Source organism: Microbacterium sp. F01, from assembly GCF_056156365.1.
Genome location: NZ_CM149592.1, coordinates 292,047 through 315,386 on the forward strand (window position 1 = coordinate 292,047; position 23,340 = coordinate 315,386).

Annotated in this window: 25 protein-coding genes and 1 riboswitch; of the genes, 15 read left to right on the forward strand and 10 right to left on the reverse strand. The window is 69.8% G+C overall.

Features of this window, described 5'->3' with window-relative positions:
- The first annotated feature begins 56 nt into the window (after positions 1 to 56).
- A riboswitch (TPP riboswitch) is annotated at positions 57 to 165 on the forward strand.
- A complete protein-coding gene (gene thiC / locus ACVN90_RS01345) occupies positions 164 to 1,897 on the forward strand; it encodes a phosphomethylpyrimidine synthase ThiC (protein ID WP_475100369.1) in 1,734 nt (577 codons plus the stop codon). Its footprint overlaps the riboswitch before it by 2 nt.
- A gap of 58 nt (positions 1,898 to 1,955) precedes the next feature.
- Here the strand turns inward: thiC and thiE are convergent, their stop codons facing one another.
- Positions 1,956 to 2,603 carry a thiamine phosphate synthase gene (thiE, locus tag ACVN90_RS01350; protein WP_475100370.1) on the reverse strand — a complete coding sequence of 216 codons (648 nt, stop codon included), beginning with the start codon at positions 2,601 to 2,603 and terminating at the stop codon, positions 1,956 to 1,958.
- A 54-nt stretch (positions 2,604 to 2,657) separates the two neighbouring features.
- Here thiE and thiO point away from each other — a divergent pair, with 54 nt between their 5' ends.
- Genes thiO through ACVN90_RS01370 form a run of 4 tightly spaced genes read left to right on the forward strand, consistent with a single transcriptional unit; the run spans position 2,658 to position 6,025 of the window.
- Positions 2,658 to 3,842 carry a glycine oxidase ThiO gene (thiO, locus tag ACVN90_RS01355; RefSeq protein WP_475100371.1) on the forward strand — a complete coding sequence of 395 codons (1,185 nt, stop codon included), beginning with the start codon at positions 2,658 to 2,660 and terminating at the stop codon, positions 3,840 to 3,842.
- Positions 3,839 to 4,078, forward strand: coding sequence for a sulfur carrier protein ThiS (gene thiS / locus ACVN90_RS01360; RefSeq protein ID WP_475100373.1), 240 nt, complete (start codon positions 3,839 to 3,841; stop codon positions 4,076 to 4,078). Before thiO ends, thiS begins: the two co-directional genes overlap by 4 nt.
- Complete coding sequence (locus ACVN90_RS01365; protein ID WP_475100374.1) at positions 4,041 to 4,853, forward strand: thiazole synthase; 813 nt, start codon at positions 4,041 to 4,043, stop codon at positions 4,851 to 4,853. Before thiS ends, ACVN90_RS01365 begins: the two co-directional genes overlap by 38 nt.
- Positions 4,850 to 6,025, forward strand: coding sequence for a ThiF family adenylyltransferase (locus ACVN90_RS01370; protein ID WP_475100375.1), 1,176 nt, complete (start codon positions 4,850 to 4,852; stop codon positions 6,023 to 6,025). Before ACVN90_RS01365 ends, ACVN90_RS01370 begins: the two co-directional genes overlap by 4 nt.
- A 26-nt stretch (positions 6,026 to 6,051) precedes the next feature.
- On the opposite strand, the gene ppk2 is transcribed toward ACVN90_RS01370, so the two are convergent.
- Positions 6,052 to 6,957 carry a polyphosphate kinase 2 gene (gene ppk2, locus ACVN90_RS01375; RefSeq protein ID WP_475100376.1) on the reverse strand — a complete coding sequence of 302 codons (906 nt, stop codon included), beginning with the start codon at positions 6,955 to 6,957 and terminating at the stop codon, positions 6,052 to 6,054.
- A 162-nt stretch (positions 6,958 to 7,119) separates the two neighbouring features.
- Entirely contained in the window at positions 7,120 to 7,944 is an 825-nt protein-coding gene (locus ACVN90_RS01380) for a helix-turn-helix transcriptional regulator (RefSeq protein ID WP_475100377.1), read from the reverse strand.
- Between the two features lie 95 nt (positions 7,945 to 8,039).
- Here ACVN90_RS01380 and hxlB point away from each other — a divergent pair, with 95 nt between their 5' ends.
- The 3 genes from hxlB (at position 8,040) to ACVN90_RS01395 (ending at position 9,920) form a co-directional block, all read left to right on the forward strand.
- Positions 8,040 to 8,621, forward strand: a complete 582-nt coding sequence (gene hxlB / locus ACVN90_RS01385; protein ID WP_475100378.1) for a 6-phospho-3-hexuloisomerase — start codon at positions 8,040 to 8,042, stop codon at positions 8,619 to 8,621.
- A 59-nt stretch (positions 8,622 to 8,680) separates the two neighbouring features.
- Positions 8,681 to 9,304 carry a 3-hexulose-6-phosphate synthase gene (gene hxlA / locus ACVN90_RS01390; RefSeq protein ID WP_475100379.1) on the forward strand — a complete coding sequence of 208 codons (624 nt, stop codon included), beginning with the start codon at positions 8,681 to 8,683 and terminating at the stop codon, positions 9,302 to 9,304.
- A 91-nt stretch (positions 9,305 to 9,395) separates the two neighbouring features.
- A complete protein-coding gene (locus ACVN90_RS01395; RefSeq protein WP_475100380.1) occupies positions 9,396 to 9,920 on the forward strand; it encodes a hypothetical protein in 525 nt (174 codons plus the stop codon).
- 16 nt (positions 9,921 to 9,936) lie between these two features.
- Here the strand turns inward: ACVN90_RS01395 and ACVN90_RS01400 are convergent, their stop codons facing one another.
- Positions 9,937 to 11,214 carry an MFS transporter gene (locus tag ACVN90_RS01400; RefSeq protein WP_475100382.1) on the reverse strand — a complete coding sequence of 426 codons (1,278 nt, stop codon included), beginning with the start codon at positions 11,212 to 11,214 and terminating at the stop codon, positions 9,937 to 9,939.
- 556 nt (positions 11,215 to 11,770) lie between these two features.
- Here ACVN90_RS01400 and ACVN90_RS01405 point away from each other — a divergent pair.
- Both ACVN90_RS01405 and ACVN90_RS01410 read left to right on the forward strand, forming a co-directional pair.
- Complete coding sequence (locus ACVN90_RS01405; RefSeq protein WP_310287476.1) at positions 11,771 to 11,974, forward strand: cold-shock protein; 204 nt, start codon at positions 11,771 to 11,773, stop codon at positions 11,972 to 11,974.
- A gap of 187 nt (positions 11,975 to 12,161) precedes the next feature.
- Positions 12,162 to 13,268, forward strand: a complete 1,107-nt coding sequence (locus tag ACVN90_RS01410; RefSeq protein ID WP_475102045.1) for a fatty acid desaturase family protein — start codon at positions 12,162 to 12,164, stop codon at positions 13,266 to 13,268.
- Here ACVN90_RS01410 and ACVN90_RS01415 read toward each other — a convergent pair.
- On the reverse strand, positions 13,253 to 14,401 hold the full coding sequence (locus ACVN90_RS01415; protein ID WP_475100384.1) for an RNA polymerase sigma factor: 1,149 nt from the start codon (positions 14,399 to 14,401) through the stop codon (positions 13,253 to 13,255). The genes ACVN90_RS01410 and ACVN90_RS01415 overlap by 16 nt on opposite strands.
- Positions 14,398 to 14,805 carry a YciI family protein gene (locus ACVN90_RS01420; protein ID WP_475100385.1) on the reverse strand — a complete coding sequence of 136 codons (408 nt, stop codon included), beginning with the start codon at positions 14,803 to 14,805 and terminating at the stop codon, positions 14,398 to 14,400. The genes ACVN90_RS01415 and ACVN90_RS01420 overlap by 4 nt, the downstream gene beginning before the upstream one ends.
- A 159-nt stretch (positions 14,806 to 14,964) precedes the next feature.
- Between ACVN90_RS01420 and ACVN90_RS01425 the strand changes: the two genes are divergently transcribed.
- From ACVN90_RS01425 to ACVN90_RS01435, 3 genes are all read left to right on the forward strand, one after another.
- Positions 14,965 to 16,140, forward strand: coding sequence for an MFS transporter (locus ACVN90_RS01425; protein WP_475100386.1), 1,176 nt, complete (start codon positions 14,965 to 14,967; stop codon positions 16,138 to 16,140).
- A 95-nt stretch (positions 16,141 to 16,235) separates the two neighbouring features.
- A complete protein-coding gene (locus ACVN90_RS01430; protein WP_475100387.1) occupies positions 16,236 to 16,799 on the forward strand; it encodes a dihydrofolate reductase family protein in 564 nt (187 codons plus the stop codon).
- A gap of 289 nt (positions 16,800 to 17,088) precedes the next feature.
- A complete protein-coding gene (locus tag ACVN90_RS01435) occupies positions 17,089 to 18,168 on the forward strand; it encodes an ABC transporter substrate-binding protein (RefSeq protein WP_475100388.1) in 1,080 nt (359 codons plus the stop codon).
- A gap of 118 nt (positions 18,169 to 18,286) precedes the next feature.
- On the opposite strand, the gene ACVN90_RS01440 is transcribed toward ACVN90_RS01435, so the two are convergent.
- Positions 18,287 to 19,438: a hypothetical protein gene (locus ACVN90_RS01440; protein WP_475100390.1), complete on the reverse strand. Its 1,152-nt coding sequence runs from the start codon at positions 19,436 to 19,438 to the stop codon at positions 18,287 to 18,289.
- A gap of 49 nt (positions 19,439 to 19,487) precedes the next feature.
- Here ACVN90_RS01440 and ACVN90_RS01445 point away from each other — a divergent pair, with 49 nt between their 5' ends.
- Positions 19,488 to 20,228, forward strand: a complete 741-nt coding sequence (locus tag ACVN90_RS01445; protein ID WP_475100391.1) for a hypothetical protein — start codon at positions 19,488 to 19,490, stop codon at positions 20,226 to 20,228.
- Positions 20,229 to 20,234: 6 nt separating this feature from the next.
- Here the strand turns inward: ACVN90_RS01445 and ACVN90_RS01450 are convergent, their stop codons facing one another.
- Positions 20,235 to 21,038, reverse strand: coding sequence for an MBL fold metallo-hydrolase (locus ACVN90_RS01450; protein WP_475100392.1), 804 nt, complete (start codon positions 21,036 to 21,038; stop codon positions 20,235 to 20,237).
- 60 nt (positions 21,039 to 21,098) lie between these two features.
- On the opposite strand from ACVN90_RS01450, the gene ACVN90_RS01455 reads away from it, so the two are divergent.
- Positions 21,099 to 21,434 carry a hypothetical protein gene (locus ACVN90_RS01455; RefSeq protein ID WP_475100394.1) on the forward strand — a complete coding sequence of 112 codons (336 nt, stop codon included), beginning with the start codon at positions 21,099 to 21,101 and terminating at the stop codon, positions 21,432 to 21,434.
- Between the two features lie 41 nt (positions 21,435 to 21,475).
- Here ACVN90_RS01455 and ACVN90_RS01460 read toward each other — a convergent pair whose 3' ends face one another.
- Positions 21,476 to 22,561 (reverse strand): DUF998 domain-containing protein, encoded by a 1,086-nt coding sequence (locus ACVN90_RS01460; protein WP_475100395.1) that lies wholly within the window; start codon positions 22,559 to 22,561, stop codon positions 21,476 to 21,478.
- A 68-nt stretch (positions 22,562 to 22,629) separates the two neighbouring features.
- Positions 22,630 to 23,259: an antibiotic biosynthesis monooxygenase gene (locus ACVN90_RS01465; protein WP_475100396.1), complete on the reverse strand. Its 630-nt coding sequence runs from the start codon at positions 23,257 to 23,259 to the stop codon at positions 22,630 to 22,632.
- Positions 23,260 to 23,340: the final 81 nt, after the last annotated feature.

A 23,340-nucleotide genomic window follows, 5' to 3' on the forward strand; every position in this document is an offset into this window, starting at 1 on the left:
CCCGGTCGCGCCGCGCCGCTGAGGGCGGGGCGGCGCCGGAAGGTGCGGTAGCGTTGCGCTATCCACACGGGTGCCCTCGCAAGGGCTGAGATCGGGCTGACGCGGCCTGCGACCGTTCGAACCTGTCCGGGTAATGCCGGCGAAGGAAGTAGGAGTCGCCTCCATGGAGTCCGTCCATTCATCGCGCGTTCTCGCGCACCTGCACGACACCGAACACGACATCCGCGTGCCGGTCGACCAGATCTCGCTCAACGTGTCGCCGGATGGTTCGGTCAACGCACCCGTGATCGTGTACCGCACCCAGGGGCCTGGCAGTGACCCGGTGCGGGGGCTCGAGCCGCTGCGTGAGCAATGGATCGCCGCCCGCGACGACACCGATGAATACGCGGGTCGCGACCGCGATCTGCACGACGACGGCCGTTCCGCAGTGCGGCGGGGCGCAGCATCCGTCGAATGGAAAGGCGAGAAGCGCCGCCCGCGCCGGGCGAAGCCCGGGCGCAGAGTCACGCAGATGCACTACGCCCGCGCGGGCGTGGTCACCCCGGAGATGCGGTTCGTCGCGCTGCGGGAGAACTGCGACGTGGAGCTGGTCCGTTCCGAGGTGGCGGCCGGACGGGCGATCATCCCGAACAACGTGAACCACCCGGAGTCGGAGCCGATGATCATCGGCAAGGCGTTCCTGGTGAAGATCAATGCCAACATCGGCAACTCCGCGGTGACGAGTTCGATCGCGGACGAGGTGTCGAAGCTGCAGTGGGCGACGACCTGGGGCGCCGACACCGTCATGGACCTGTCGACCGGGGATGACATCCACACCACGCGCGAGTGGATCGTGCGCAATTCGCCGGTGCCGATCGGCACGGTGCCGATCTACCAGGCGCTGGAGAAGGTGAACGGCGACGCGTCGGCGCTCACGTGGGAGGTGTACCGCGACACCGTCATCGAGCAGTGCGAGCAGGGCGTGGACTACATGACCGTCCACGCCGGCGTGCTATTGCGGTACGTGCCGCTGACAGCAGAGCGGGTGACGGGGATCGTCTCGCGCGGTGGCTCGATCATGGCCGGCTGGTGCCTGGCCCACCACCAGGAGAACTTCCTCTACACCCACTTCGACGAGCTGTGCGAGATCTTCGCGCGGTACGACGTCGCATTCTCGCTGGGAGACGGGCTGCGGCCCGGGTCGATCGCGGACGCCAACGACGCGGCGCAGTTCGCGGAGCTCGACACGCTCGCCGAGCTGACGAAGCGGGCGTGGGAGTACGACGTGCAGGTGATGGTGGAGGGCCCCGGGCACGTGCCGTTCCACCTCGTGCGCGAGAACGTCGAGCGCCAGCAGGACCTGTGCGACGGCGCCCCGTTCTACACGCTCGGCCCTCTCGTGACCGATATCGCCCCCGGCTACGACCACATCACCTCGGCGATCGGCGCGACCGAGATCGCACGCTACGGCACCGCGATGCTCTGCTACGTCACTCCGAAGGAGCACCTCGGGCTGCCGAACCGGGACGACGTGAAGACCGGGGTCATCAGCTACAAGATCGCGGCGCACGCTGCCGACCTCGCGAAGGGGCACCCGGGGGCGCAGGCGCGGGACGACGCGCTGTCGAGGGCGCGGTTCGAGTTCCGGTGGCGGGACCAGTTCGCGCTGTCGCTCGACCCGGTCACTGCGGAGGCCTTCCACGACGAGACGCTGCCGGCGGAGCCGGCGAAGACAGCGCACTTCTGCTCGATGTGCGGACCGAAGTTCTGCTCGATGCGGATCTCGCAGGACATCCGCGACCAGTTCGGGCTCGTCGGCGAGTCTGCGCGCACGACCGGGATGGCGGAGAAGTCGGCGGAGTTCCGGGAATCCGGCGGGAGGGTCTATCTTCCTGTGCCGGCGCTGCGCGAGCCGTAGGCGGCGGCAGATGGCTCACCCGAACGACGAAGGTTCGGCCGAGCGGGGCGCCGAGAGTTCAGGAGGCCCCCACCGGCACCACCGCCGGGAGGGCGGCCCGGAGTCGCCGCGCACTGTCGGCGGGGTCGTCGGACTCGGTGATCGCCCGGACGACGACCACGCGCTGGGCACCCGCTGCCACGACCTCCTCGATGTTCGACAGGTCGATGCCGCCGATGGCGAACCACGGCCGCGTCGTGCCGGTGCTCGCCGCATAGCGGACGAGTTCGGTTCCGACGGCGGCGCGACCGGGCTTGGTCGGGGTCGCCCAGACCGGTCCGACGCAGAAGTAGTCGAGGTCGTCCGCGACGGCGGCGACATCGACCTGCTCGGGAGTGTGGGTCGACTTGCCGACCACGGTCTGCTGCCCCACGATCGTCCGGACGAGCCGCTCGGGAAGGTCCTTCTGACCCAGGTGGAGCACCGGGGCGCTCGTGACCCGGGCGATGTCGGCGCGGTCGTTGACGGACCAGAGCGCGTCGTGGCGCGCGGCAGCTTCGGCGAGGACGCCCAGCAGCTCGAGCTGCTCGCCGCCTTCGACGGCCTTGTCCCGCAACTGCATGATGTCGACGCCGCCCGCGAACGCAGCATCCACGAAATCGGCGAAATCGCCCCGACCGGCTCGCGCGTCGGTGCAGAGGTAGAGGCGTGCGGTGGCGATGGACATCGGCTCAGCGTAGCGGCGGATCCGCGGGGCCTCGACCGTCCGAGCACGGCCGATGTGATCGTCGTCGGTGGTGGGATCATCGGGCTGAGCATCGCCTGGCGTGCGTCGCAGACCGGTCGCTCGGTGGTGCTGATCGACCCGGCACCGGCCCAGGGCGCGACCTTCGCGGCGGCGGGCATGCTCGCCCCGGTCAGCGAGTACCACTTCCAGGAAGACGCGCTCCTGCCGGCGATGCGGGAGTCCGCGTCGCGGTACCCCGGGTTCGTGCGCGAGCTGCAATCCGGCGAGCGGGCGACGGGATACCTGCGGAACGAGACGCTTCTGGTCGGCGTCGATCAGGGGGACCGGCAGGCGCTGGCCGATCTCCACGCCGTCCATCGTCGGGCGCAGCTCGCCGTCGAGCAGCTGACGACTCGCGACGCACGCACGCGTGAACCGCTGCTCGGGCCCCGGGTCACCAGCGCCTACCGTGTGCCGGGCGACCATCAGGTCGACCCGCGCGCGCTCGCGGCCCGGCTCTTCGACGAGCTGCAGCGCGCGACGCGGTGGGTGGGGATCGCGCACGTGCCGGCGGTCGCCCTCCTGCATCGCGACCCCGCAGACCACGAGTCCGGCGTCGTCGGCGTCCGCCTTGCGGACGGGACGACGATCAACGGGGCGGAGGTCGTGCTCGCGAACGGCGTCGGAGCGCGGACCATCGGGGGACTTCCGGAGCGGCTGGAGCTGCCGCTGCGACCCGTATACGGCGACATCCTCCGGCTGCGGGTGCCTGAGCGGCTCCGCCCCCTGCTCCGCAGCACGGTGCGTGCCCTGGTTCATGGGGCGAGCGTCTACCTGGTGCCCCGTGCCGACGGCACGCTGGTGGTCGGCGCGACGCAGCGCGAGGACGGGATGGATGCTGTGTCCGCAGGTGGGGTGCACCAGCTCCTGCGTGACGCACAGCAGGTCGTGCCTGCGGTCGCAGAGCTGTCGCTGATCGAGGCGACCGCCAGGGCGCGACCGGGCACGCCGGACAACGCACCACTGCTGGGGCGTGTCCCAGACCGGGACGGCACCACCGTCTCCGGGCTGATCGTGGCGACGGGCTTCTTCCGGCACGGAGTCCTTCTCGCTCCCCTCGCCGCAGACATCGCCGTCGGGCTCATCGAGGGCAGCTCCGATCACCGCTGGGACGCGTTCCGCCCCTCCCGGTTCACACCGACCCCCGCCGTTTCCACGGCAGAAAGGACCCACCGATGACCACGATCACCGTCAACGGCGAACCCCATTCCGCTTCGGCTGCGTACTCCGTCGCCGACCTGATTCACGCGATTCTGGGCGTTCGCGTCGCCGCTGATGGAACCGTCCCGGACGGCAGGCCCCTCGGCGTCGCCGTCGCGGTCAACTCCGTCGTGGTCCCTCGAACGGCATGGGCGCAGGAGCAGCTCACCGAGGGCGATGCCGTCGAGATCGTCAGCGCCGCGCAGGGAGGCTGACGTGACGTCCGACATCTTGCACATCGACGGCGTCGACCTCGGCTCCCGACTGATCATGGGCACCGGCGGTGCCCCGAGTCACGCCGGGCTCGGCGACGCACTGCGGGCCTCCGGAACAGAACTCACCACGGTCTCCATGCGTCGGCACGACCCGTCGACGAGTGGCTCCCTCTTCCAGCTCCTGAATGATCAGGGCATCCGCCTCCTTCCGAACACGGCGGGATGCCTCACCGCCCGCGAGGCCGTGCTCACCGCCGAGCTGGCGCGCGAGGCTCTGTCCACCGACTGGATCAAGCTCGAGGTGATCGCGGACGAAGACACCCTCCTCCCGGACGGCGCCGAGCTCGCCCTCGCCACCGAACAGCTCGTCGCACGAGGCTTCACCGTCTTCGCGTACACCAACGACGACCCGGCGCTCGCCCTGCGCCTCGAAGAACTCGGCGCCGCCGCGGTCATGCCGCTGGGCGCGCCGATCGGCACAGGACTCGGCATCCTGAACCCCCACAACATCTCCCTCATCGTCGAACGCGCGAATGTGCCCATCGTGCTGGACGCCGGCATCGGCACCGCCTCCGACGCCGCCCTCGCCATGGAGCTCGGCTGCGACGCCGTGCTGCTGGCGACCGCGGTCACGCGCGCACAGGATCCGGTCGGCATGGCGACGGCCTTCCGTCACGCGGTGATCGCCGGGCGGCTCGCCCACCTGTCGGGCCGCATCCCTCGACGTACCGCCGCCCACGCCTCCTCCGCCATGGACGGGCGGCCGGACCTATGACACCGACGCCGGCCCACGACGTCCTGGGGCCGCTGGTCGCACCGGCTCCCACGCTGGAGCCGGAGGAGATCGACCGCTACTCCCGCCACCTCCTGCTGCCCGAGATCGGGGACATCGGCCAGCGGCGGGTGAAGAATGCCCGCGTACTGGTGATCGGCGCCGGGGGTCTCGGATCGCCGGTCCTCCTCTACCTCGCCGCCGCCGGGGTCGGCACGCTCGGCATCGTCGACGACGACCGCGTGGAAGCGAGCAACCTGCAGCGCCAGATCGCACACAGCGTCGGCGATGTCGGCCGCCTCAAGGTCGACTCGGCACGCGACGCCCTCGCCTCCCTCGACCCGCTGATCGAGATCCGGACCCATCCCGTGCGACTGTCGGCCGAGAACGCCGTGACACTGTTCGAGGAGTACGACCTCGTCATCGACGGCGCCGACAATTTCGCCACCCGCTACCTGGTCTCCGACGCCGCGACCGTGACCGGGAAGCCGTGCATCTGGGGCTCTGTCCTCCGATTCGGTGCCCAGGTCAGCGTGTTCTGGAGCACCCACGGTCCGACCTACCGAGACCTGTTCCCCGACGCGCCACCGCCCGAGGCCGCCCCCTCCTGCGGCGAAGCGGGTGTGCTCGGAATGCTCTGCGGGGTCGCCGGATCGCTGATGGCGGCCGAGGCGATCAAGCTCATCGCCGGCACGGGGAGAACCCTGCTCGGACGACTCGCGATCTTCGACCTGGCGGACGCTACGTGGCGCGAGGTGAGGATTCTGCCCGACCCCGGCCGAGTGCCGATCACCGATGTCCGGCACCAGGGCGAAACGTGTGTCGCTGCCGTTCCGACGCCCGGCGTCATCACCGCCGACGAGCTGAGCCGGTCGCTCTACGAGCGCTCGTCAGGCCAGGCGGCGTTCGAGCTGCTCGACGTCCGCGAGACCGACGAACACACCCGTGCGCATATCGCGGGCTCCCGCTCCGCGCCGCTCAGCAGGCTCCAGATCGACGGGCCGGGTCTCCTCGACCTGCCCGCCGAACGACCGATCATCGTCTACTGCAAAGTCGGGCCGCGCGCGCAGACGGCGGCAGGCATCCTCTCGGCCGCCGGGCACACGGACGTGCGCGTCCTCACCGGAGGATTCGACCGATGGACTGCGCGGTCGGGTGGCAGAGACTTCATTTGATCGAGTGAGTCGAGCTCTCGCTGGGGTTACTCGTCGGCGGTTTCGCGGATGCCGCGCATCACCAGGCGGGGGTCGGGAGTGCCGATGACTTTGTCATCGCGTCCGTCGTAGTCGAACTGGCGCAGGAAGAAGCGCATGGCGTTCAGGCGTGCGCGCTTCTTGTCGTTCGAGCGCACGATGATCCACGGGCCGTGCTTCTTGTCGGTGCGGCGGAACATCTCCTCCTTCGCACGCGTGTAGTCCTCCCAGCGGTCCAGCGACGCCAGGTCCATGGGCGACAGCTTCCACCGCCTCACCGGGTCGAGCTGGCGGATCGCGAACCGGGTGCGCTGCTCGGTCCGCGACACCGAGAACCAGAACTTGGTGACATGGATGCCGGAATCCACCAGCATCCGTTCGAATTGAGGTGCTTGCACCATGAACTGCTCGTACTCCTCGTCCGTGCAGAACCCCATCACCCGCTCGACGCCGGCCCGGTTGTACCAGGACCGGTCGAACATGACGATCTCCCCAGCGGTCGGCAGGTGCTCGATGTAGCGCTGGAAGTACCACTGCCCGAGTTCGCGCTCCGTGGGCTTGCTGAGCGCGACCACACGGGCGGTGCGGGGGTTGAGGTGCTCGGTGAACCGCTTGATGGTGCCGCCTTTGCCCGCAGCATCCCGGCCCTCGAACAGGATGATCGCCCGCCGGCCGTTGTCTTCCAGCCAGTACTGGAACTTGAGCAGTTCGATCTGCAGCCGGTACTTCTCGAACTCGTACGCGTCGCGGTCCAGCAGTTCTCCGTACGGGTAGCCCTCCTGCCAGGTGTAGACCGCGTTCCCGTGCGGGTCGATCAGATCCGGGTCAGCGGTGTGCCCGTCGCGCACCGAATAGCCCTGCTGCCGCAGATGCTCGATGTACTCCCGCAGGCCTTCGACCGGCACGCCATCCATCACGTCGGCTCCTTCCCTGGCGGCACGCACACGCCATGGACCGCATTATCCCGGGCGGAGGTGACCAGCCGATACGTCACCTCGCGCGGGGCGCCGTTCTGACATCGGGGAAATCGCGTGGCTGCCCATTCGGATAGGCGGTGACCCGTCGAACGGGTGGGCTCAGCCTCGCGCGAGGGACACCAGTTCGGTGCGGGAGGCCGCGCCGGACTTGCGCAGCAGGTTCGACACGTGGAACTTCACGGTGTTCTCGCTGACGCCGAGGGTCTGTGCGATCTCGCGGTTGCGGCGTCCGGCGACCACCAGCCGCAGCACGTCGCGCTCGCGGGGGCTGGCGTCCACGGCGTCCGGCAGATCCTCCGGTTCCGCGGGCGGATCGAGCGGGAGACGGATGCCGATCTCGGAGCCCCAGCCGGGCGTCGAGGCGACCGAGAGATGGCCGGCGAGTGCGGCCACCTGCTCGGCCACCGGGCGCAGCGCGTCGTCGTGGAGCGTGAGCTCCCCGCGGCCGTCGTCGCGGAGCGCGATCAAGAGGTGCAACCCGTCGCAGTCCCACTGGATGCGCACGCGGCTGGTCTCGCCACGGTCGACGATCGCGAGCACGGCGGTGCGTACGATCGCGCGGGCCGCGTGCGCGATGTCGCCCGGGAGTGCTCGGCCGTTCGCGGGCGGCTCGACGAACTGCACGTCGAGCTCGCTGTAGCGGACAAGGGGGCGCAGGTCGCCGCGCAGCCGCTCGAAGGCGCCGACGACGGGTTCGAGCGCGGCGCTCTGCTGGTCGGTCTGCACCCGCAGCCCGACGAGGGCACCCGCCGCCACATCAAGGGCCATCGCCCGCGCCGCGCGGTCGTCGAGCCGGGGTGAGCGGAGCGTCGCGAGCAGCGACTCGAGCGTCAGCGCATAGCGATCGCGCTGTTCGGCGAGGGCGCGGGCGTGGTCGGCGGCGGCGCGGCGCGCGGCCGCGGCGCGGCTCAGATCGTCGGTCACGAGGACCTATCCTACGACGACCTCTCCTTTCGGGTAGTCAGGACTGCTCGCGGGGAGGAGCGCGCGCGACCGACGCGGCGGCGACGCTGGAGGGCATGTCCAGCACCGCCACCATCTCGTCCGCCGCGGCGATCTCGCTCGTCGCCAACGAAGCGCTGCGCGCCGCAGAGCGGGCGGCTGTCGCGAGTTCCGAGCAGCTCGACGCGCTCGCGGACCTGCTGCTGTCGGCCGACCGCGTGTTCGTCGGCGCAGCCGGTCGCTCCGGCATCGCGCTGCGCATGACAGCGATGCGTCTCATGCACCTCGGCCTCGAGGTCCACGTGGTGGGCGACGTCACCACCCCCGCCATCGGCGTCGGCGACGTGCTCCTCACCGCGAGCGGCTCCGGCACGACCGACTCCGTCGTGCGCGCGGCGCAGAAGGCAGCCGCCGCGGGAGCGGGCGTCGCCGCGATCACCACGGCACCCGCGTCGCCCCTGGCGGATCTCACCGAGGTCCTCGTCGTCGTACCCGCCGCTCAGAAGCTCGACCGCACCGCCGCGGCATCCGACCAGTACGCGGGCAGCCTGTTCGAGCAGGTCGTGGTGCTCCTCGGCGACGGCCTCTTCCACGCGCTGTGGCAGCGCCAGGGATCGAGCGCCGACGACCTCTGGCCCCGCCACTCGAATCTCGAATGACCACCGACCCCCGTCGCCGGCCGGCGTCGGCATCCACCCCACCACGGAATGGAGCACCCATGAAGCTGCAGTTCGCGATCGACACCCTGACCACCGAGAAGGCGCTGGAGCTCGCCGCCGCCGCGGCCGCGCACGTCGACATCCTCGAGCTCGGCACCCCGCTGATCAAGAGCGAGGGCCTCGCCGCCGTCACCGCCCTCAAGGAGGCGCACCCCGACAAGGTCATCTTCGCGGACCTCAAGACGATGGATGCCGGTGAGCTCGAGGCCGACATCGCCTTCGGCGCCGGCGCCGACCTCGTCACCGTGCTCGGCTCGGCCGACGACAGCACCATCGCGGGCGCCGTCAAGGCCGCCAAGAGGCACGGCAAGGGCATCGTGGTCGACCTGATCGGCGTGGCCGACAAGCCCGCCCGCGCCAAGGAGGTCGTGGCGCTCGGCGCCGAGTTCGTCGAGGTGCACGCGGGTCTCGACGAGCAGGCACAGGAGGGCTACTCGCTCGACTCGCTGCTGCGTGCCGGTGAGGCCTCGGGCGTGCCCTTCTCCGTCGCCGGCGGCGTCAACGCCTCGACCATCGGTTCGGTGCGCGACGCAGGCGCCCGCATCGCCGTCGTCGGCGGAGCCCTCTACGGTGCCCCCGACGTCACGGCGGCCGCCGCAGAACTGCGCGCAGCCATCGCCTGACCCTTGCACCAAGCGGGCCGCGGCTCGGGAGCGCCGGACACGGCATCCCGGGCCGCGACGCCCATCGACGATGAGGGTAGCCGAGCGTACTGTGGCGCTCATCGAGTCGTCGGGAGGGATCGTGAAGAAGCGGCGCACTCAGCAGGCGATCACCCCGGACGAGCAGATCGCGCGGTACGCGTATGTCCTCGGGAATGTGCCGGCAAGCGTGGCCGACAAGGCGTACGCCGCCGCCTTCTCCCGACTCTCGGAATCCCAACGCTCCGAGGTCGTCGACCAGCTGAGCGCTGAGCTGCCGGACGCGCCGGAGGAAGCAGCATCCGTCGATCCCCACGCGTTCGCCATGCTCATGCGCGATCTCCTGGCGCGCGACGCGCTGGTGCGCATCCCTGATGCCGCTGTGGTGGCCGCCGCATTCGTCGCGAGCCCGCCCGTCGCGGCGTACTTCACGACCGGCGCGGGTTCGGTGACGATCGACCAGCAGCCACCGTGGATCCACCAGCTGGCCGGGCATGAGACGGCCCCCGTCGACGGAGGAAGGACGCACCACCGCCCCGGCGTGCCTGGCTTCCTGGGCTTGGATCGCGCCAACTCGGGGGACTCCCGCGAGTGGTGAGGGCACGGGAGCTGGATCACTGGGGCGTCTGAGCGGTGACCTCGCGGGCGGTGTCGGCGGGCGGGTTCTGCGCTCGGCTCATCAGCACGAAGGGAACGGCGATTGCGGTGATCACGCCGCTCCAGACGAGCGAGGCTCCGTAGCCGCCGACATCCGCCACGCGGCCCAGTACGGGTTGGATGACGACGCCGCCGCCCGAACCCATGAGCGAGTCGAATGAGAGCACCGTTGCACGCTGCTTCGACGGGATCATGTCGTTGAGGTAGGCGCGATGCACGGGATCGTCGATGGCCGAGGCGATGCCCCAGAGCGCGACGAGCACCACGGCGACCCAGAAGTTGCGCACCAGTCCGATACCGATCAGCACGAGCGCGCTGGTGACCGCCGCCAGCAGGATCGTCGACGTGCGCCGATGGAAGAGCTTCCGCACCCATGGTGCGATGGCACCGCCGAGGATCGCGGTGCCCGACACCAGCGCGGCCGCGAGTCCGGCGACGGTGTACGCCTCCTCATCGCCCCACAGCTCCAGCAGGTAAGGCTGCAGCGCGTAGAAGACGTAGAACCCGACACCGGTGGTGAAAGGGCTCGCGAGCATCAGCCAGCGCACGGGCGGATCGCCGAGGCCGTAGCGGATCGACGCGCGCAACACGGTGCGCGTCGCGCGCAACGGGCTCTCGCTGCGATCGGGTGTGAAACCCAGATCCCGCATCAGCAGCGCGGCGACGATGAACATCAGGAGCAGAATGGCGCCTCGGATCAGGAACGGCACACCGAGGTTCGTCAGCTGCGCGATGACGCCGCCGAGCACCGATCCCGACAGCATCGCGACTCCGCCCACGATCTGTGCCCGGCCGAAGACCGTCTCGAGACTGCCCTGGTAAGAGGTCGCCCTCAGCGCATCGACGAGCCACGCGTCGACCGCCCCGGAGAAGAACGTGAAGCCGAGACCGAGCAGCACCGAGACGACCGCCCACGCCCAGAACGGCGATTGCCAGACCCACAGCATCCAGTACATGACTGTCGTCACCGCGAGCGTGACCGTGCCGAGCAGGTACGACGCCCGGCGCCCCACGGTGTCGGCCACGACGCCCGTCGGGATCTCGAAGATCAGCATCCCGGCGCTGAAGAAGGCGTTCGCCGCGAAGGCCTCGAGGTTGGAGAGACCGGCGTCGAGCAGGAACAGCGTGTTGACGCCCCAGATGAGCGACGCGGCGAGCGTATTGCCGAGCATGAGCGTGTAATACGTGCCTTGCACCCTGCGCGGCGTGGGCAGGGTGGGCGCGGTACTGGTCATGGAGATGGCGACACCGCCTCTTTGCACCGGAATCGGACGACACCGCGACCGTATCCCTCACGCGACGAGTCGGCTACCCCGCCTTCGGCGCCCGGAGGTGCGCATGCTACACTGACACGTTCCCGTTTGGGAACCGCGCGTTCGTCTCTCTGCCTCATCGTGGAGACGCAGATCTGAACGCCTCATCCTTTCCTCGGCTTCTGCACGCCGCCGCCGCGAACGCCGCAACGCTTCGCGCCAACGAACGAAACACACCAACATGCACTCCCACCTGCAGGCGCTCGCCTGGCGACAGGCCGACGATGACGTCTATGTCGCGACACGCGCCGACGAATACGCTGGCTTCATCGACACGACGCCGCGCGGTCTCCGCGCGCACGGACCCCGCGGTGAAGACCTCGGGCTCCACGCGACGCCGGATCTCGCGCGCGCGGCGGTCGCAGCATCCGTTCCCTCTCCGTTGTCGATTCCGGCACCGGTCCACATCCGTCCGCACCGCATTCGTCGGCGCGGCACCCCCGGTCGCTCCGGCGGCCCGAAGAATAGGAAAGACACGATGGCCACTGGCACCGTGAAATGGTTCAACTCCGAGAAGGGCTACGGCTTCATCGCACCCGATGACGGCTCGGCCGATCTCTTCGCACACTTCAGCGCGATCGCAGGCAGCGGTTTCAAGGAGCTCCGCGAAGACCAGAAGGTGGAGTTCGACGCCGAGCCTGGCCCCAAGGGCATGCAGGCGGCGAACATCCGTCCGCTCTGACGCTCCCGCGTTCACATCGCCCGCCCCGGTTTCGGCCTGGGCGGGCGCTGTTGTTCACCTGGGCATCACCCACGAATCACGAGGTATTCCTGTCGGCTCATGTGGACCCACGTAGCCTGAGGGCAGCGATGGGCAACCGCCTCTGGCTTTCAACGGCCAAAACGGTCCCCATCGGAACTGGTGCATCATCTCCTCCACCACACTCGAGTCCCGGCTCGGTCCCGTCCGTCAGACGTACGCCGGCACCACTGACTTCCCCCCGATCGCTCGTGCGTACACCGAGGTCTCGCAGGTCGTCCGGGAGACGGGCCTCCTCCGCCGTGCCGAGTGGTTCTATGCGCTGGTCGGGGCGGGCCTGCTCCTGAGCTTCGGCGGAGTGGTCACCGGCTTCGTCCTGCTCGGCCAGACCTGGTATCAGCTGCTGATGGCCGGTGCCCTCGGGATCCTGTTCACGCAGGTCGCGTTCCTCGCGCACGAGGCGGCGCACAAGCAGATCCTCGCCTCGGGCCCCGCGAACGACCGGCTCGCCCGCTTCCTCGCCGCCGGCATCGTGGGCATCAGCCTCTCGTGGTGGAACAACAAGCACAACCGCCACCACGCGAACCCCAACCGGGTGGGCAAAGACCCCGACATCGAGATCGACACGATCTCCTTTCTCGAAACGGATGCTGCGTCCGCCGGTCGTTTGCGCGCTCTGGTGACGCGCAAGCAGGGGTGGCTGTTCTTCCCGCTCCTCACGCTCGAAGGCCTGAACCTGCACGCTCACGCTTTCCGGCACCTGTTCTCGCGCGAGGGCGCCAAGGACCGCTGGATCGAGCTCGCGCTCATCACGGTGCGCTTCGCGGTGATCTGGACGCCGGTGTTCCTCTTCCTCCCGCTGGGGATGGCGTTCGCGTTCCTCGGGGTGCAGCTGGCCGTGTTCGGCGTGTACATGGGCGCCTCCTTCGCGCCGAACCACAAGGGCATGCCGATCATCGCGATGGATGCGAAGCTCGACTTCTTCAGCAAGCAGGTGCGCACCTCGCGCAACGTCAGCGGCGGCTGGTGGGCGACGATGCTCATGGGCGGGCTCAACTATCAGATCGAGCACCACCTGTTCCCCAACATGCCCCGCCCGCATCTGGCGCGCGCCCGCGAGATCGTCATGGACCAGTGCCGCCACCTCGGCGTGCCGTACACCGAGACGACGCTGTGGCGCTCGTACGGCATCGTCATCGCGTACCTGAACCGCGTCGGACTGGCCGCGCGCGACCCGTTCGACTGCCCTGTCGTCGGGGCCTACCGCCGAACCTGACGCAGACGCTCCGCCTCACGGAGGAGATGCTGCTGCTCCAGCGCGCTGGTCGCGCGGCGTGCGGCTTCCGCGTATTCGGCGGCGGCAGCATCCGTTTCTCCCGCCCGCTCGTGGAGGTAGGCGAGTGCGGCGTGGTACCGCGGCACCTCCTTATCGACGGCGTCCAGGGCGACGAGGCCGGCGCGCGCACCGTCGGCCTCACCGATCGCGACCGCGCGGTTCAGCCGGATGACGGGTGAATCGCCGAACGCGAGCAGCTCGTCGTACCACTCGACGATCTGCACCCAGTCGGTCTCTGCGGCCGTCGGGGCATCGGCGTGCAGCGCCGCGATCGCGGCCTGCGCCTGATACTGCCCGAGCCGGTCGCAGGAGAGCGCCGACTGCAGGATGGCGACGCCTTCCGTGATCGCGTCGACGTCCCACAGGGAGCGATCCTGCTCAGCGAGGGGGATGAGTCGCCCACCCACCACGCGCGACGGCTGCCGCGCATGGTGCAGGAGCATGAGCGCGAGCAGACCGTCGACCTCGGGCTCGTCGGTGAGCGCCGCGAGCTGCCGCGTCACGCGGATCGCCTCGGCGGCGATGTCGATCTCACCGGAGTAGCCCTCGTTGAATACGAGGTAGAGCACGCGCATCACACGCGACAGATCGCCCGGCTGATCGAGTGGGATTCCGGTGAGCCGCTGCTTCGCGCGGCTGATGCGCTGCGCCATCGTCGCCTCCGGCACGAGGAAGGCATCCGCGATCTGCCGCGTCGTCAGCCCGGCGACCGCCCGCAGCGTGAGTGCAATCGCTGACGTCGGGGTGAGGACCGGGTGCGTGCACAGGAAGTAGAGGCCGAGCGTGTCGTCATGCTGCGGCACCGGCCCGGGTTCGGGCTCTTGCGCGAGCCGGTCCTCGCGGGCGGTGCGCGCCGTATCGCTGCGCACCTGATCGAGGAACGCGCGCCACGAGACGGTGACGAGCCACGCACGGATGTCGCGCACTCCGTCTTGGACCGGTCGCTCGAGTGCGCGCACCAGGGCGGTCTGCACGGCATCCTCTGCCGACGCGAAATCCGCTCCGCGCCGGACGAGGATGCCGACGACCTCGGGGATCGCGCGGCGCAGTGCCGCAGCATCCGCCTCTGTCATCCGACGTCGGCGGGCGGCGCGCTCATCACCTCACGCAGCTCCAGCCACTCGCCGAGAGGAGTGCCGCCGGCCCACGGCGCAGCCGACAGCTCGGAGGCGAGGTCGAGCGCCCGCTGATAGGAGTCGACCTCGATCATCATCCAGCCCGCGATGAGGTCTTTCGTCTCGGCGAACGGACCGTCGACGACGGGCGGGCGCCCCTCGCCGTCGAATCGGACCCACGCGCCCTCCATCGAGAGCCCCTCCGAGGAGACCAGCTCGCCCGATGCGATGAGCCGCTCCTCCATGTCCTGCATGTACTTCACGTGCGCGGCCCACTCGTCCGGCGTGAGCTGGTCCATCGGGACGGAGTTCACCGAGGTGCGTCCGCCCCGGTAGTGCTTGAGCATCAGGTACTTGGCCATGAGAGCCTCCCGTTCGGTGCGGCCCATTCTGCCGCGTCACAGAGGAGACGGAACCGAGCCCGCGATCTCTACATCGGTCGGCGAAGATTCTCGGAATCGTCTGACGCGGGATGCGGGACGCGGACGAGCCGACGGCGCCGATCACCCTAGAATCCAGGGATGAGCGCGCCGGTTGCCCTTGCGCGAGTATCGGCCGCGCGACGCGGGGTGGCGATGCTCTTCATCGCGAACGCGCTGGTGTTCGCGACGATCGTGACCCGCTATCCCGAGCTGAAGGATCGCTTCGGCCTCGGTGAGCTGGCGTTCGGCCTGATGGTCGCGTGCGGCCCGGTGGGATCCGTGGTGGGAAGCCTCATCGCGGGCAGGCTGGTGAATCGCCTCGGCGCGATCCCCGTCGCTGTCACGTCCTCGATGATTCTCGGGGCCTTGCTGGTCGGGGCGGGCTTCGCCGGCACGCCGGTCGTTCTCGGCATCGTGCTGTTCGCGATCGGGTTCGGGGACGCCACGGGTGATGTCGGGAACAACGCACACGGGCTCGCGATTCAGCGGCTGATGGGCCGGTCGATCATCAACGGCCTGCACGGCGCGTGGAGCGCCGGGGCGATCGCGGGCGCACTGCTCGGTGCTCTTGCGCTTCAGCTCGCGATCCCGATCTCCGTCCATCTGCCCGTCATGGGCGCCATCATCATCGTGGGAAGCCTCGGTGCGCTCCCGCTCGTGCGCCTGCGCACCGAGCCGCCCCCGCGAACGGAGGCGCATCATCCCCATCGGCACGGTCGGGTCAGCGCGATGCTCATCGCGGCGTGTGCCATCGCGGCCATCGGCGCCTTCCTCGAAGACCTCGGATCCACGTGGGGCGGGGTGTACGTGGTCGCAGAGACCGGCGCGGGCGTCGCGGAAGCAGCGATCCCGTTCGCCGCGCTGATGGGCGCACTCACGCTGGGCAGATTCGCCTCGGATGCGCTCGTGGACCGGATCGGTGCCGTCGGCACGGTTCGTGTCGGTTCGGTGGCGGCCTTCGTCGGACTGGTCACGGCCGTGTTCGCGCCCGAGACCTGGGTCGTCGCCGTCGGACTCGGCCTCCTCGGTCTCGGAATCGCTCCGATGATCCCGTTGGCGATGGACGCCTCGGAGCGCGCGCCCGGCCTCGATCCTGGGACGGGCCTCGCGGCTGCAGCGACGGTGATGCGGGTCGGCCTTCTCACCTCGCCACTCGTGGTGGGGGTCATCGCCGAGTGGGCGGGACTTCGGCTCGCGATCGCTGTGTGCCTGCTCGTTCCCGCGGCGGCGCTGATGCTGGCGGGGCGGTTGCGTCCGCCGGAGCCGCGCGGGTAGACCTGGGCGCGCCGGCGCGGCAGACTGCTGGCGAGTTCGACCCGCCATGAGCGGGTCCGGCCTCCCGAGGCCGACGGACAGGAAGGCGCGGCGTCATGGGGAAACTGGTCTACGGCATGAACCTGAGCCTGGACGGCTATGTCTCTGCGGCCGGCGATGATCTCGGCTGGAGTGAGCCGAGCGACGAGCTGTTCCGGTTCTGGCTCGACGAGGAGCTCGCGATCGATCAGTTCCTCTACGGGCGCAGACTGTGGGAGACCATGAGCTCGTACTGGCCGACCGGGGACCAGCAGCCGGACGCCACCCCCGACCAGATCGCGTTCGCACAGAACTGGCGGGAAACGCCGAAGGTGGTCTTCTCGTCGACGATCGACACGGTGGACTGGAACGCTCGTGTGTTCAGCGGCGACGCGGTCGCAGAGATCGCCCGTCTGAGGGCGGAGGACGCCGGGCGCATGAGGGTAGGCGGGGCAGCGCTCGGCGGCGCGGCCATGCGTGCCGGGCTGGTCGACGAGTACGAGATCGTCACGCATCCGGTGGTCGTGGGCGGTGGCGCACCGTTCTTCGCCCCGGTGGACAGCTGGGTGAACCTGAACCTCACCGAGATGCGAACGTTTCCCGGTGGTGCGATCCTGACTCGGTACGAGACGAAGCGCTGAAGCGGTTCGTTCGGATCACCGCGGCAGGTTCCGCCGCCGCAGGTGGTGCCGCGAGGGTTGCGTCGCGAGGGGTGGGCGCAATCCCGAACGCAACTCGGGTGTCCGACGATGACGCTCGGTGACCGGGTTTGACGATCGGATAGGTCGGCGGCATCGGCGCTTCTACGCTCGCCGATGGGCCCCGATAGGGTCCCGCCCGGCGGCTCGATCGTCGCCGGGATCGTGCGGGGCGGTGCGTCCCGCACGCACCTTCACCATCGAGCAACACCCGACCTGAGGAGGCGACACCGTGAACAAGATCCGCACTGCGACAGCACTCACAACCCTGGGACTCGTGGCAGCGATGATGGCCGGCTGCGCCTCCGCAGCCGCGGAGCCGAACGCGACCTCGGCCGGCGACGCCGGCCCGTCGGTCGATGAGCTGCGCCTGGGCTACTTCGCGAACGTGACCCACGCGCCGGCGCTGGTCGGTCTCGAGGAGGGGCTGTTCGCCGACGCGCTGGGCGATGTCGAGGTGACCACGCAGGTGTTCAACGCGGGACCGGCCGCGATCGAGGCGCTGTCGGCCGGCGCGATCGACGCGACCTACATCGGCCCGAACCCGTCGATCAACACCTTCATCCAGTCCGGTGGGCAGTCCGCCCGGATCATCGCGGGCGCCGCGACCGGCGGCGCCGCGCTGGTGGTCCGCGACGGCATCGACACCCCCGCCGACCTGGACGGCACGACGATCGCGACCCCGCAGCTGGGCAACACGCAGGACGTCGCCGCCCGGGTGTGGCTCGCCGACCAGGGGTACGCCACCGACACCTCCGGCGGCGGGGACGTGCAGATCACCCCGACCGAGAACGCGCAGACCCTGACGCTGTTCCAGGACGGGCAGCTGGACGGTGCCTGGCTGCCGGAGCCGTGGGTGTCACGGCTGATCGTGGACGCCGGCGCGCACGTGCTGCAGGACGAGGCCGAGCTGTGGCAGGACGGCCAGTTCCCCACCACCGTGCTGCTGGTGCGCACCGAGTTCCTCGAGGAGCACCCCGACGTGGTCGCCGACCTCCTCGAGGGTCACACGGCCGCGGTGCAGTGGATCGCCGACCACCCGGCCGACGCACCCGCGGTGATCAACGCCGCGATCGAGAAGGAGACCGGCAAGCCGCTCGCCGACGCCGTGATCACCCGGGCCTTGGAGCACGTGTCGTTCTCCGTCGACCCGCACGCCGACACCTTCCAGACCCTGGTTGAGAACGGCATCGAAGCGGGCACCCAGAAAGACGGCTCCATCGACGGCCTGTTCGACCTGACCCTGCTCAACCAGCAGCTCGAAGCCGCCGGAGAACAACCCGTCTCCGCCGCCGGACTCGGCAAGGACTGAGCGCGCACGACAGACAGACGAGAGCGAGAGGGGCGGCACATCTGCTTCCCCTCTCGCTTCTCGCATTCCATGCCCACGCGGCTCGCGGTAGCGGCCACGCTACCGATCACCCGATGCGTCAGGCGGCAGCATCCGTCTCCGCCGCCGCAGAGTCGGCTCGTTCGGCCGTAGCGAGCGTGCGCGTGAACAGCAGCAGCCAGCCGACCACGAGTCCGGCGCAGACCATCTCGTGGGTGGCGAGGGTGTAGTACCCGATCCAGAACAGGGTCGCCGAGAAGAAGATGCCCGCCGCCGCCGCGAAGGCGAGCGCGATGATCGGCCAGCGCAGGCACGGCAGCACCCAGCGCAGGCCGAGGAGGAATCCGCCGAAGACGATGGCCATCCCGATGGCGAAGATGTTGTGGCCCACCTGGCTGAAGGTGACCGGAACGAGCGCGGCACCGATGAAGCACGCGGCGAGCACGAGGAACACGAAGTAGACGATGAGCGCCCTCGTGCGAGTCACCCGCGACTCGGTGCGCGCCCACGCCTGCAGGCTCGTCAGCAGGTACATCGCGAGCAGCGCCGTCACCCCGCCCGCCAGGATCAACGTGGCGTTGAAGACCGCCGACGTGATGTCGCCCCGGCCGCCGAGCTCGCTGAAGTTCAGCCGGTACCACTCGTCGTCCTGCGTCGTCGCCACACTCACGGTGAACCCGATGGCCACGACGGCGAACAGCAGCAGCACGAGCCGCGTAGCAGTGACATGTGCGGCGAGGGCGAACGCCATGTAGCCGCAGCCACCGGCCACGAGGGCGACGATCATGGTCGCCGTCAGCGTGTCGACAGCGGCGCCCGGCCAGATCAGCGACGCGGCGTGGAACAGGATCCACTGCACCATCGCGAACACCGCCGCGAGCGAGATCGCCAGCGCTGCGGTCATCCACCGTCGCCGCGAGTGCGTGACACCCTTCAGCCACGCCTGCCTCGGATCGCGGGCGGCGAGCCGATAGCTGACGGACGCGGCGGCGAGGGTGACGGATGCCGCGACCACGATGCCGGCCGCGCCGACCGACGCCCCCTCCCACACCGGTGCCGCGCGGCCCCAGAACCCGAGTGCTCCGCCGGCGAGTCCGACGGCGAACGCGAGCGCGGCGACGACGATCGCCCGCGCCTCGGTGCGCACGGCGAAGCGTCGCGCTTCGATCACCCCGTCACGGTGCAGCTGTCTCTCGACGCGCACCGCGGCAGCCTCGAGGCGTGCTCCTTGCGACCACGCGCCGCGTGCCATGGCTTGATTGTCCACCCATCGAGGCCTCTGCGGGGGGTACGTTGAGGCTGTGGACGGATGGCCCTCCGCACCCGACTCAGAACCCGAGTCGCCCGAGCTCACGGAAGGAAGCTCGCGCCCGTCAGACACCGAACGCGAGCTCGACGCACTGCGCGCGCGGGCCTACGGGCCGGAGGCCGACATCGACGCGGACCCGGCGGCGATGGCGCGGCTGATCGAGCTCGAGGCGGCCCACCGGGCCGCGACGGCCGCGCGAGCTGCTGCATCGGTCGCCGTTGCCACGGCCGTCACCGTGGCAGCGCCCGCGGAGCCGACGAGCCCCTCATCGCGGGACGCCTCCCGCGGAGTTCGGGGCCGCACGTGGGCGGTCGTCGGGGTGATCTGCCTCTTCGCGGTCGTCGGCGCCACCGTCTGGAATCTCGTGCTGCGCCCCGACGCGACGCTGCGACAGATCGACGCCGAGGGCAGCAGCGACGTCATACGCGTGCTCAGCGCACAGGGGAGGGGTCCCGACGCGTCGACGCTCCGCCAGTTCGAGCCCTATCACGACGTGGGCGTGTGGTCGGTCGAGAACGCCGCAGGGAGGGTCTGCTTCGTCGTCTGGGACCTCCTGGCGAGCGGGCGGTTCTCGATCAAGTGCGCCCCGCCCGGCAGGGAGGTGGCTCTGTCGCTGACCGTTGAGCCCGAAGGGGTCGACGACTTCGCCCCGTGGCTCCCCGACGGGAGCATCGTCGACTTCCATCTCCGCGAGGACACGGTCGACGTCTTCGTGCGACCTCCGGCCGATTGAGCGGAGTCAGCCGCGCTCGGCGAGAGACTGCACCTGCCAGTCGTGGATGTCGACGAGCCAGTCCAGCGGCGCCGACGGGCCGATGCGCGGGTCGTCCGGGGTGCGCGCGTCGCGCAGAGCCTCGACATACGCGCGGTCCTGTGCGAGCCGAAGGCGGAAGGCCTCGGCGCCGCCGACCGAACCGTGGCCGGGGATGACCGCGGCCACGCCGTCCGCCACGCCCTCGAAGAGGTCGAGCGCTGCCAGGTAGTCCCCGATCGGGTCGTCGGCCTGGAGGTCGAGGAACGGCATCAGGATGTCGGAGAGCATGTCGCCGGCGACGAGCACTCCGCTCGCCTCGACCAGCAGTGCCGCGTGCCCCGGCGCGTGCGCGCGGTGCTCGAGGATCCGGACGGTGGGACCGTCCCAGGGGACCTCCGTCGTGCCCTCGGGCAGACCCGTGATCAGCCCGAGCAGCTCCATCGGGATCTCGTCGGCGTACTCAGGCGGCAGCCCTTCGGCGACCTGCTCCTTCCAGTCCGCCATCGACAGCAGTTCGCGGACGGATGCTGCGCCCCGGGCTGTGCCGTACCGCGCCGCGTCGCCGAGGTCGGGGTGCCAGAGCACGTGGTCCCAGTCGGGGTGCGTCGAGAACGCCGCGACGACCGGTCGACCGAGCTCGCGGACGTCGTGCGCGAGGTCGGCCATCTCGGCGCGCGTGATGCCGGGGTCGACGAGGAGCACCCCATCGCGCCCCAGCACCACCGTGGCCTGGGTCTGGATGAACTCGCTCTCGTGGGTGAGAACGCCCTCGGCGACGTGGTTCAGCATCGGATGCCTCCGCGGTGGTGTGCGATCGCTCGAGGAAGACGCTAGTCGCGGTGAGGACCCGTGATCCAGCCCGTGGCCCGCGGCGTGAGACGATGCACGAGATGCGGCCTCACCCTGTTCGAGAGCACGGGCGGCTACACCGGCGTCGGCACCGACTGCTTCGCCCTGGTCGATAGCGAGCAGCTTCCCGGGCCCGACGCCGACACCAACACATGGTCGATCTCGGGGATCATGTACAACGGCTGCCGCGCGGGCTCGTTCCCGGCGACGATCCAATTCGTCGTGGACAGCAGCGCCCCGCAGCAGCTCCGCGACCGCTTCCCTGCCGACAGCGCCCTGCAGTTCGTCTTCGACGGCAGCCGCATCGGCGTCTTCCTCGCCCCCGGCGACTCCTGAGGGATAGACGGATGCTGCGGGCCGCAGCATCCGTCGACCATCTAGTCCTTGCGGCCGGCGACGCCGAGGAAGCGGATGAACACGGCGATCCAGCCGAAGATCAGCGCGAAGACGATGATCTCGAACGCGGTCAGCGAGAAGTAGCCGACGGCGGGGATGAAGAGGATCACCGAAGCGACCATCGCAGCGAGGAACGCCCACGACGCGACGAAGTACGTGCGCGGCATGCCACGGAAGAACTTCGGTCCGCCGATGAGCAGCACCAGGTACATCACGGCCATGCCCGAAGCCGACAGGTTGTGCGCCGGCATGTTCACGTCGACGGGGAAGATCCCCACGCACGCGAGCATGATGCCCATGATCACGAAGAGCACGGGGACTGTCCGCACCGCGCGCGGGTTCTCGAGGATGCCCGCCTCGGAGAGCTCGCGCATGTCGTTCGCGACGTAGACGGCGAACGTCGTCACGAGGAGGCCGGCGGCGATGAGGGTGCCGTTGAAGACCCAGCTCGAGAGGTCGTCCTCGAAGGTGCCGAGGTGGCTGAAGTGGATCGTCCACCACTTCGGGTCGGGCGTCGTCACCATGGCGGTCAGCGTGCCGATCGCGATGAACGTGAGCAGCAGCGACGACATGCGCTGGGTCGTCATCGCCGACACCGACAGGTAGACGAACCAGGTCGTGAGGCCCAGCGTGACCGACATCAGCACGACGGCCCAGAACGTGACGATCGGCAGGCCGATGAAGCCCATCGCGAGCACGCGGTACAGCGCGTACACGGCGACGAACGCGAGCGCGGTGTGCACGATGACGACCGACACCGTGTTGACGATGTACTTCCACGACGGCAGCGACTGGCGCCATTCCTGGCCGGGCCGGCCGCGGGAGCGCCAGTACTCGAGGGTCGACGCGACGGCGGCGACCACCGCGGCTCCGCACGCCGCCCAGACCGAGAACGAGTCCGCGACGCCGGCGAGCTGCAGATCGGGGGCGAAGATGCCCACGAGAAGGCCGTAGATCGCGCCGAGGATGCCGGCGGCGAACGCGGCGTAGACCGCCTCCGATTCGGCCCGGCGACCGGGCGACGGCGCGGCGGCGTCCGGTCGCGGCGAGGTGTTCACAGTGCTCACGAGGTCAGAGTACGACCGCGTGAGAACCCCGAGGGTGATCGGCTCGAGAAGATTCGGTCACGGATTCGTCAAGCGCCGCGCTGGAGCCAGGGGCGCAGCATCCGTGTCACCCACGGAAGCACCGCGTACGTCATGACGGGGGTGAGGAGCACCGTCGAGAGCAGCACGCGAGCGATCAGCGGCCACTCCGCGAAGCCCGGGACGAAGCCGAGAAGCCACGACGCGAGGAGGTTCGTGGGGAAGAAGCCGAGCCAGATCGTGACGGCCTGCTTCCATCGCGGCGGGGCGGCCGGGATGGGCTGCTGGACCGGGCCGGTGACCGGTGAGGGCGCGTGACCCGGATGCCGCGACTCGACGTGAGTGGCGAACGGGGCGTCGAACCATCCCTCGATGCCGGTGCGGCGCTCGACCCTGACTTCGCTCGCGAAGGCGCGGCCGGAGTCGAGCCACCAAGACCGCTGCGGCGAGTCCTCCCAGGCTTCGAGGGTCGGGATGTCGCGGAAGCGGTACAGCATGTACCAGAGGTCGCTGCCTTCCCCCGCGCGTACCCAGCCGGAGCCGAGGAACCCCGCGAAGCCCGCGGCGAGATCGGTGCCCGCTTGCATCCAGCTCGTGGCTTCGACGGTGCGAGATGGGTCGATGCGCCGTTCGATCGCGACGGTGATGGGGTGGGCCACGGGTTCTGCCATGCCATCCATTCTGCGGATGCCGGCAGCGTGGTGCTCACCTGGACGGACGCAGGCGCCGGGGCATGGGCGAGGGCGCGCGGCAGCGACAGC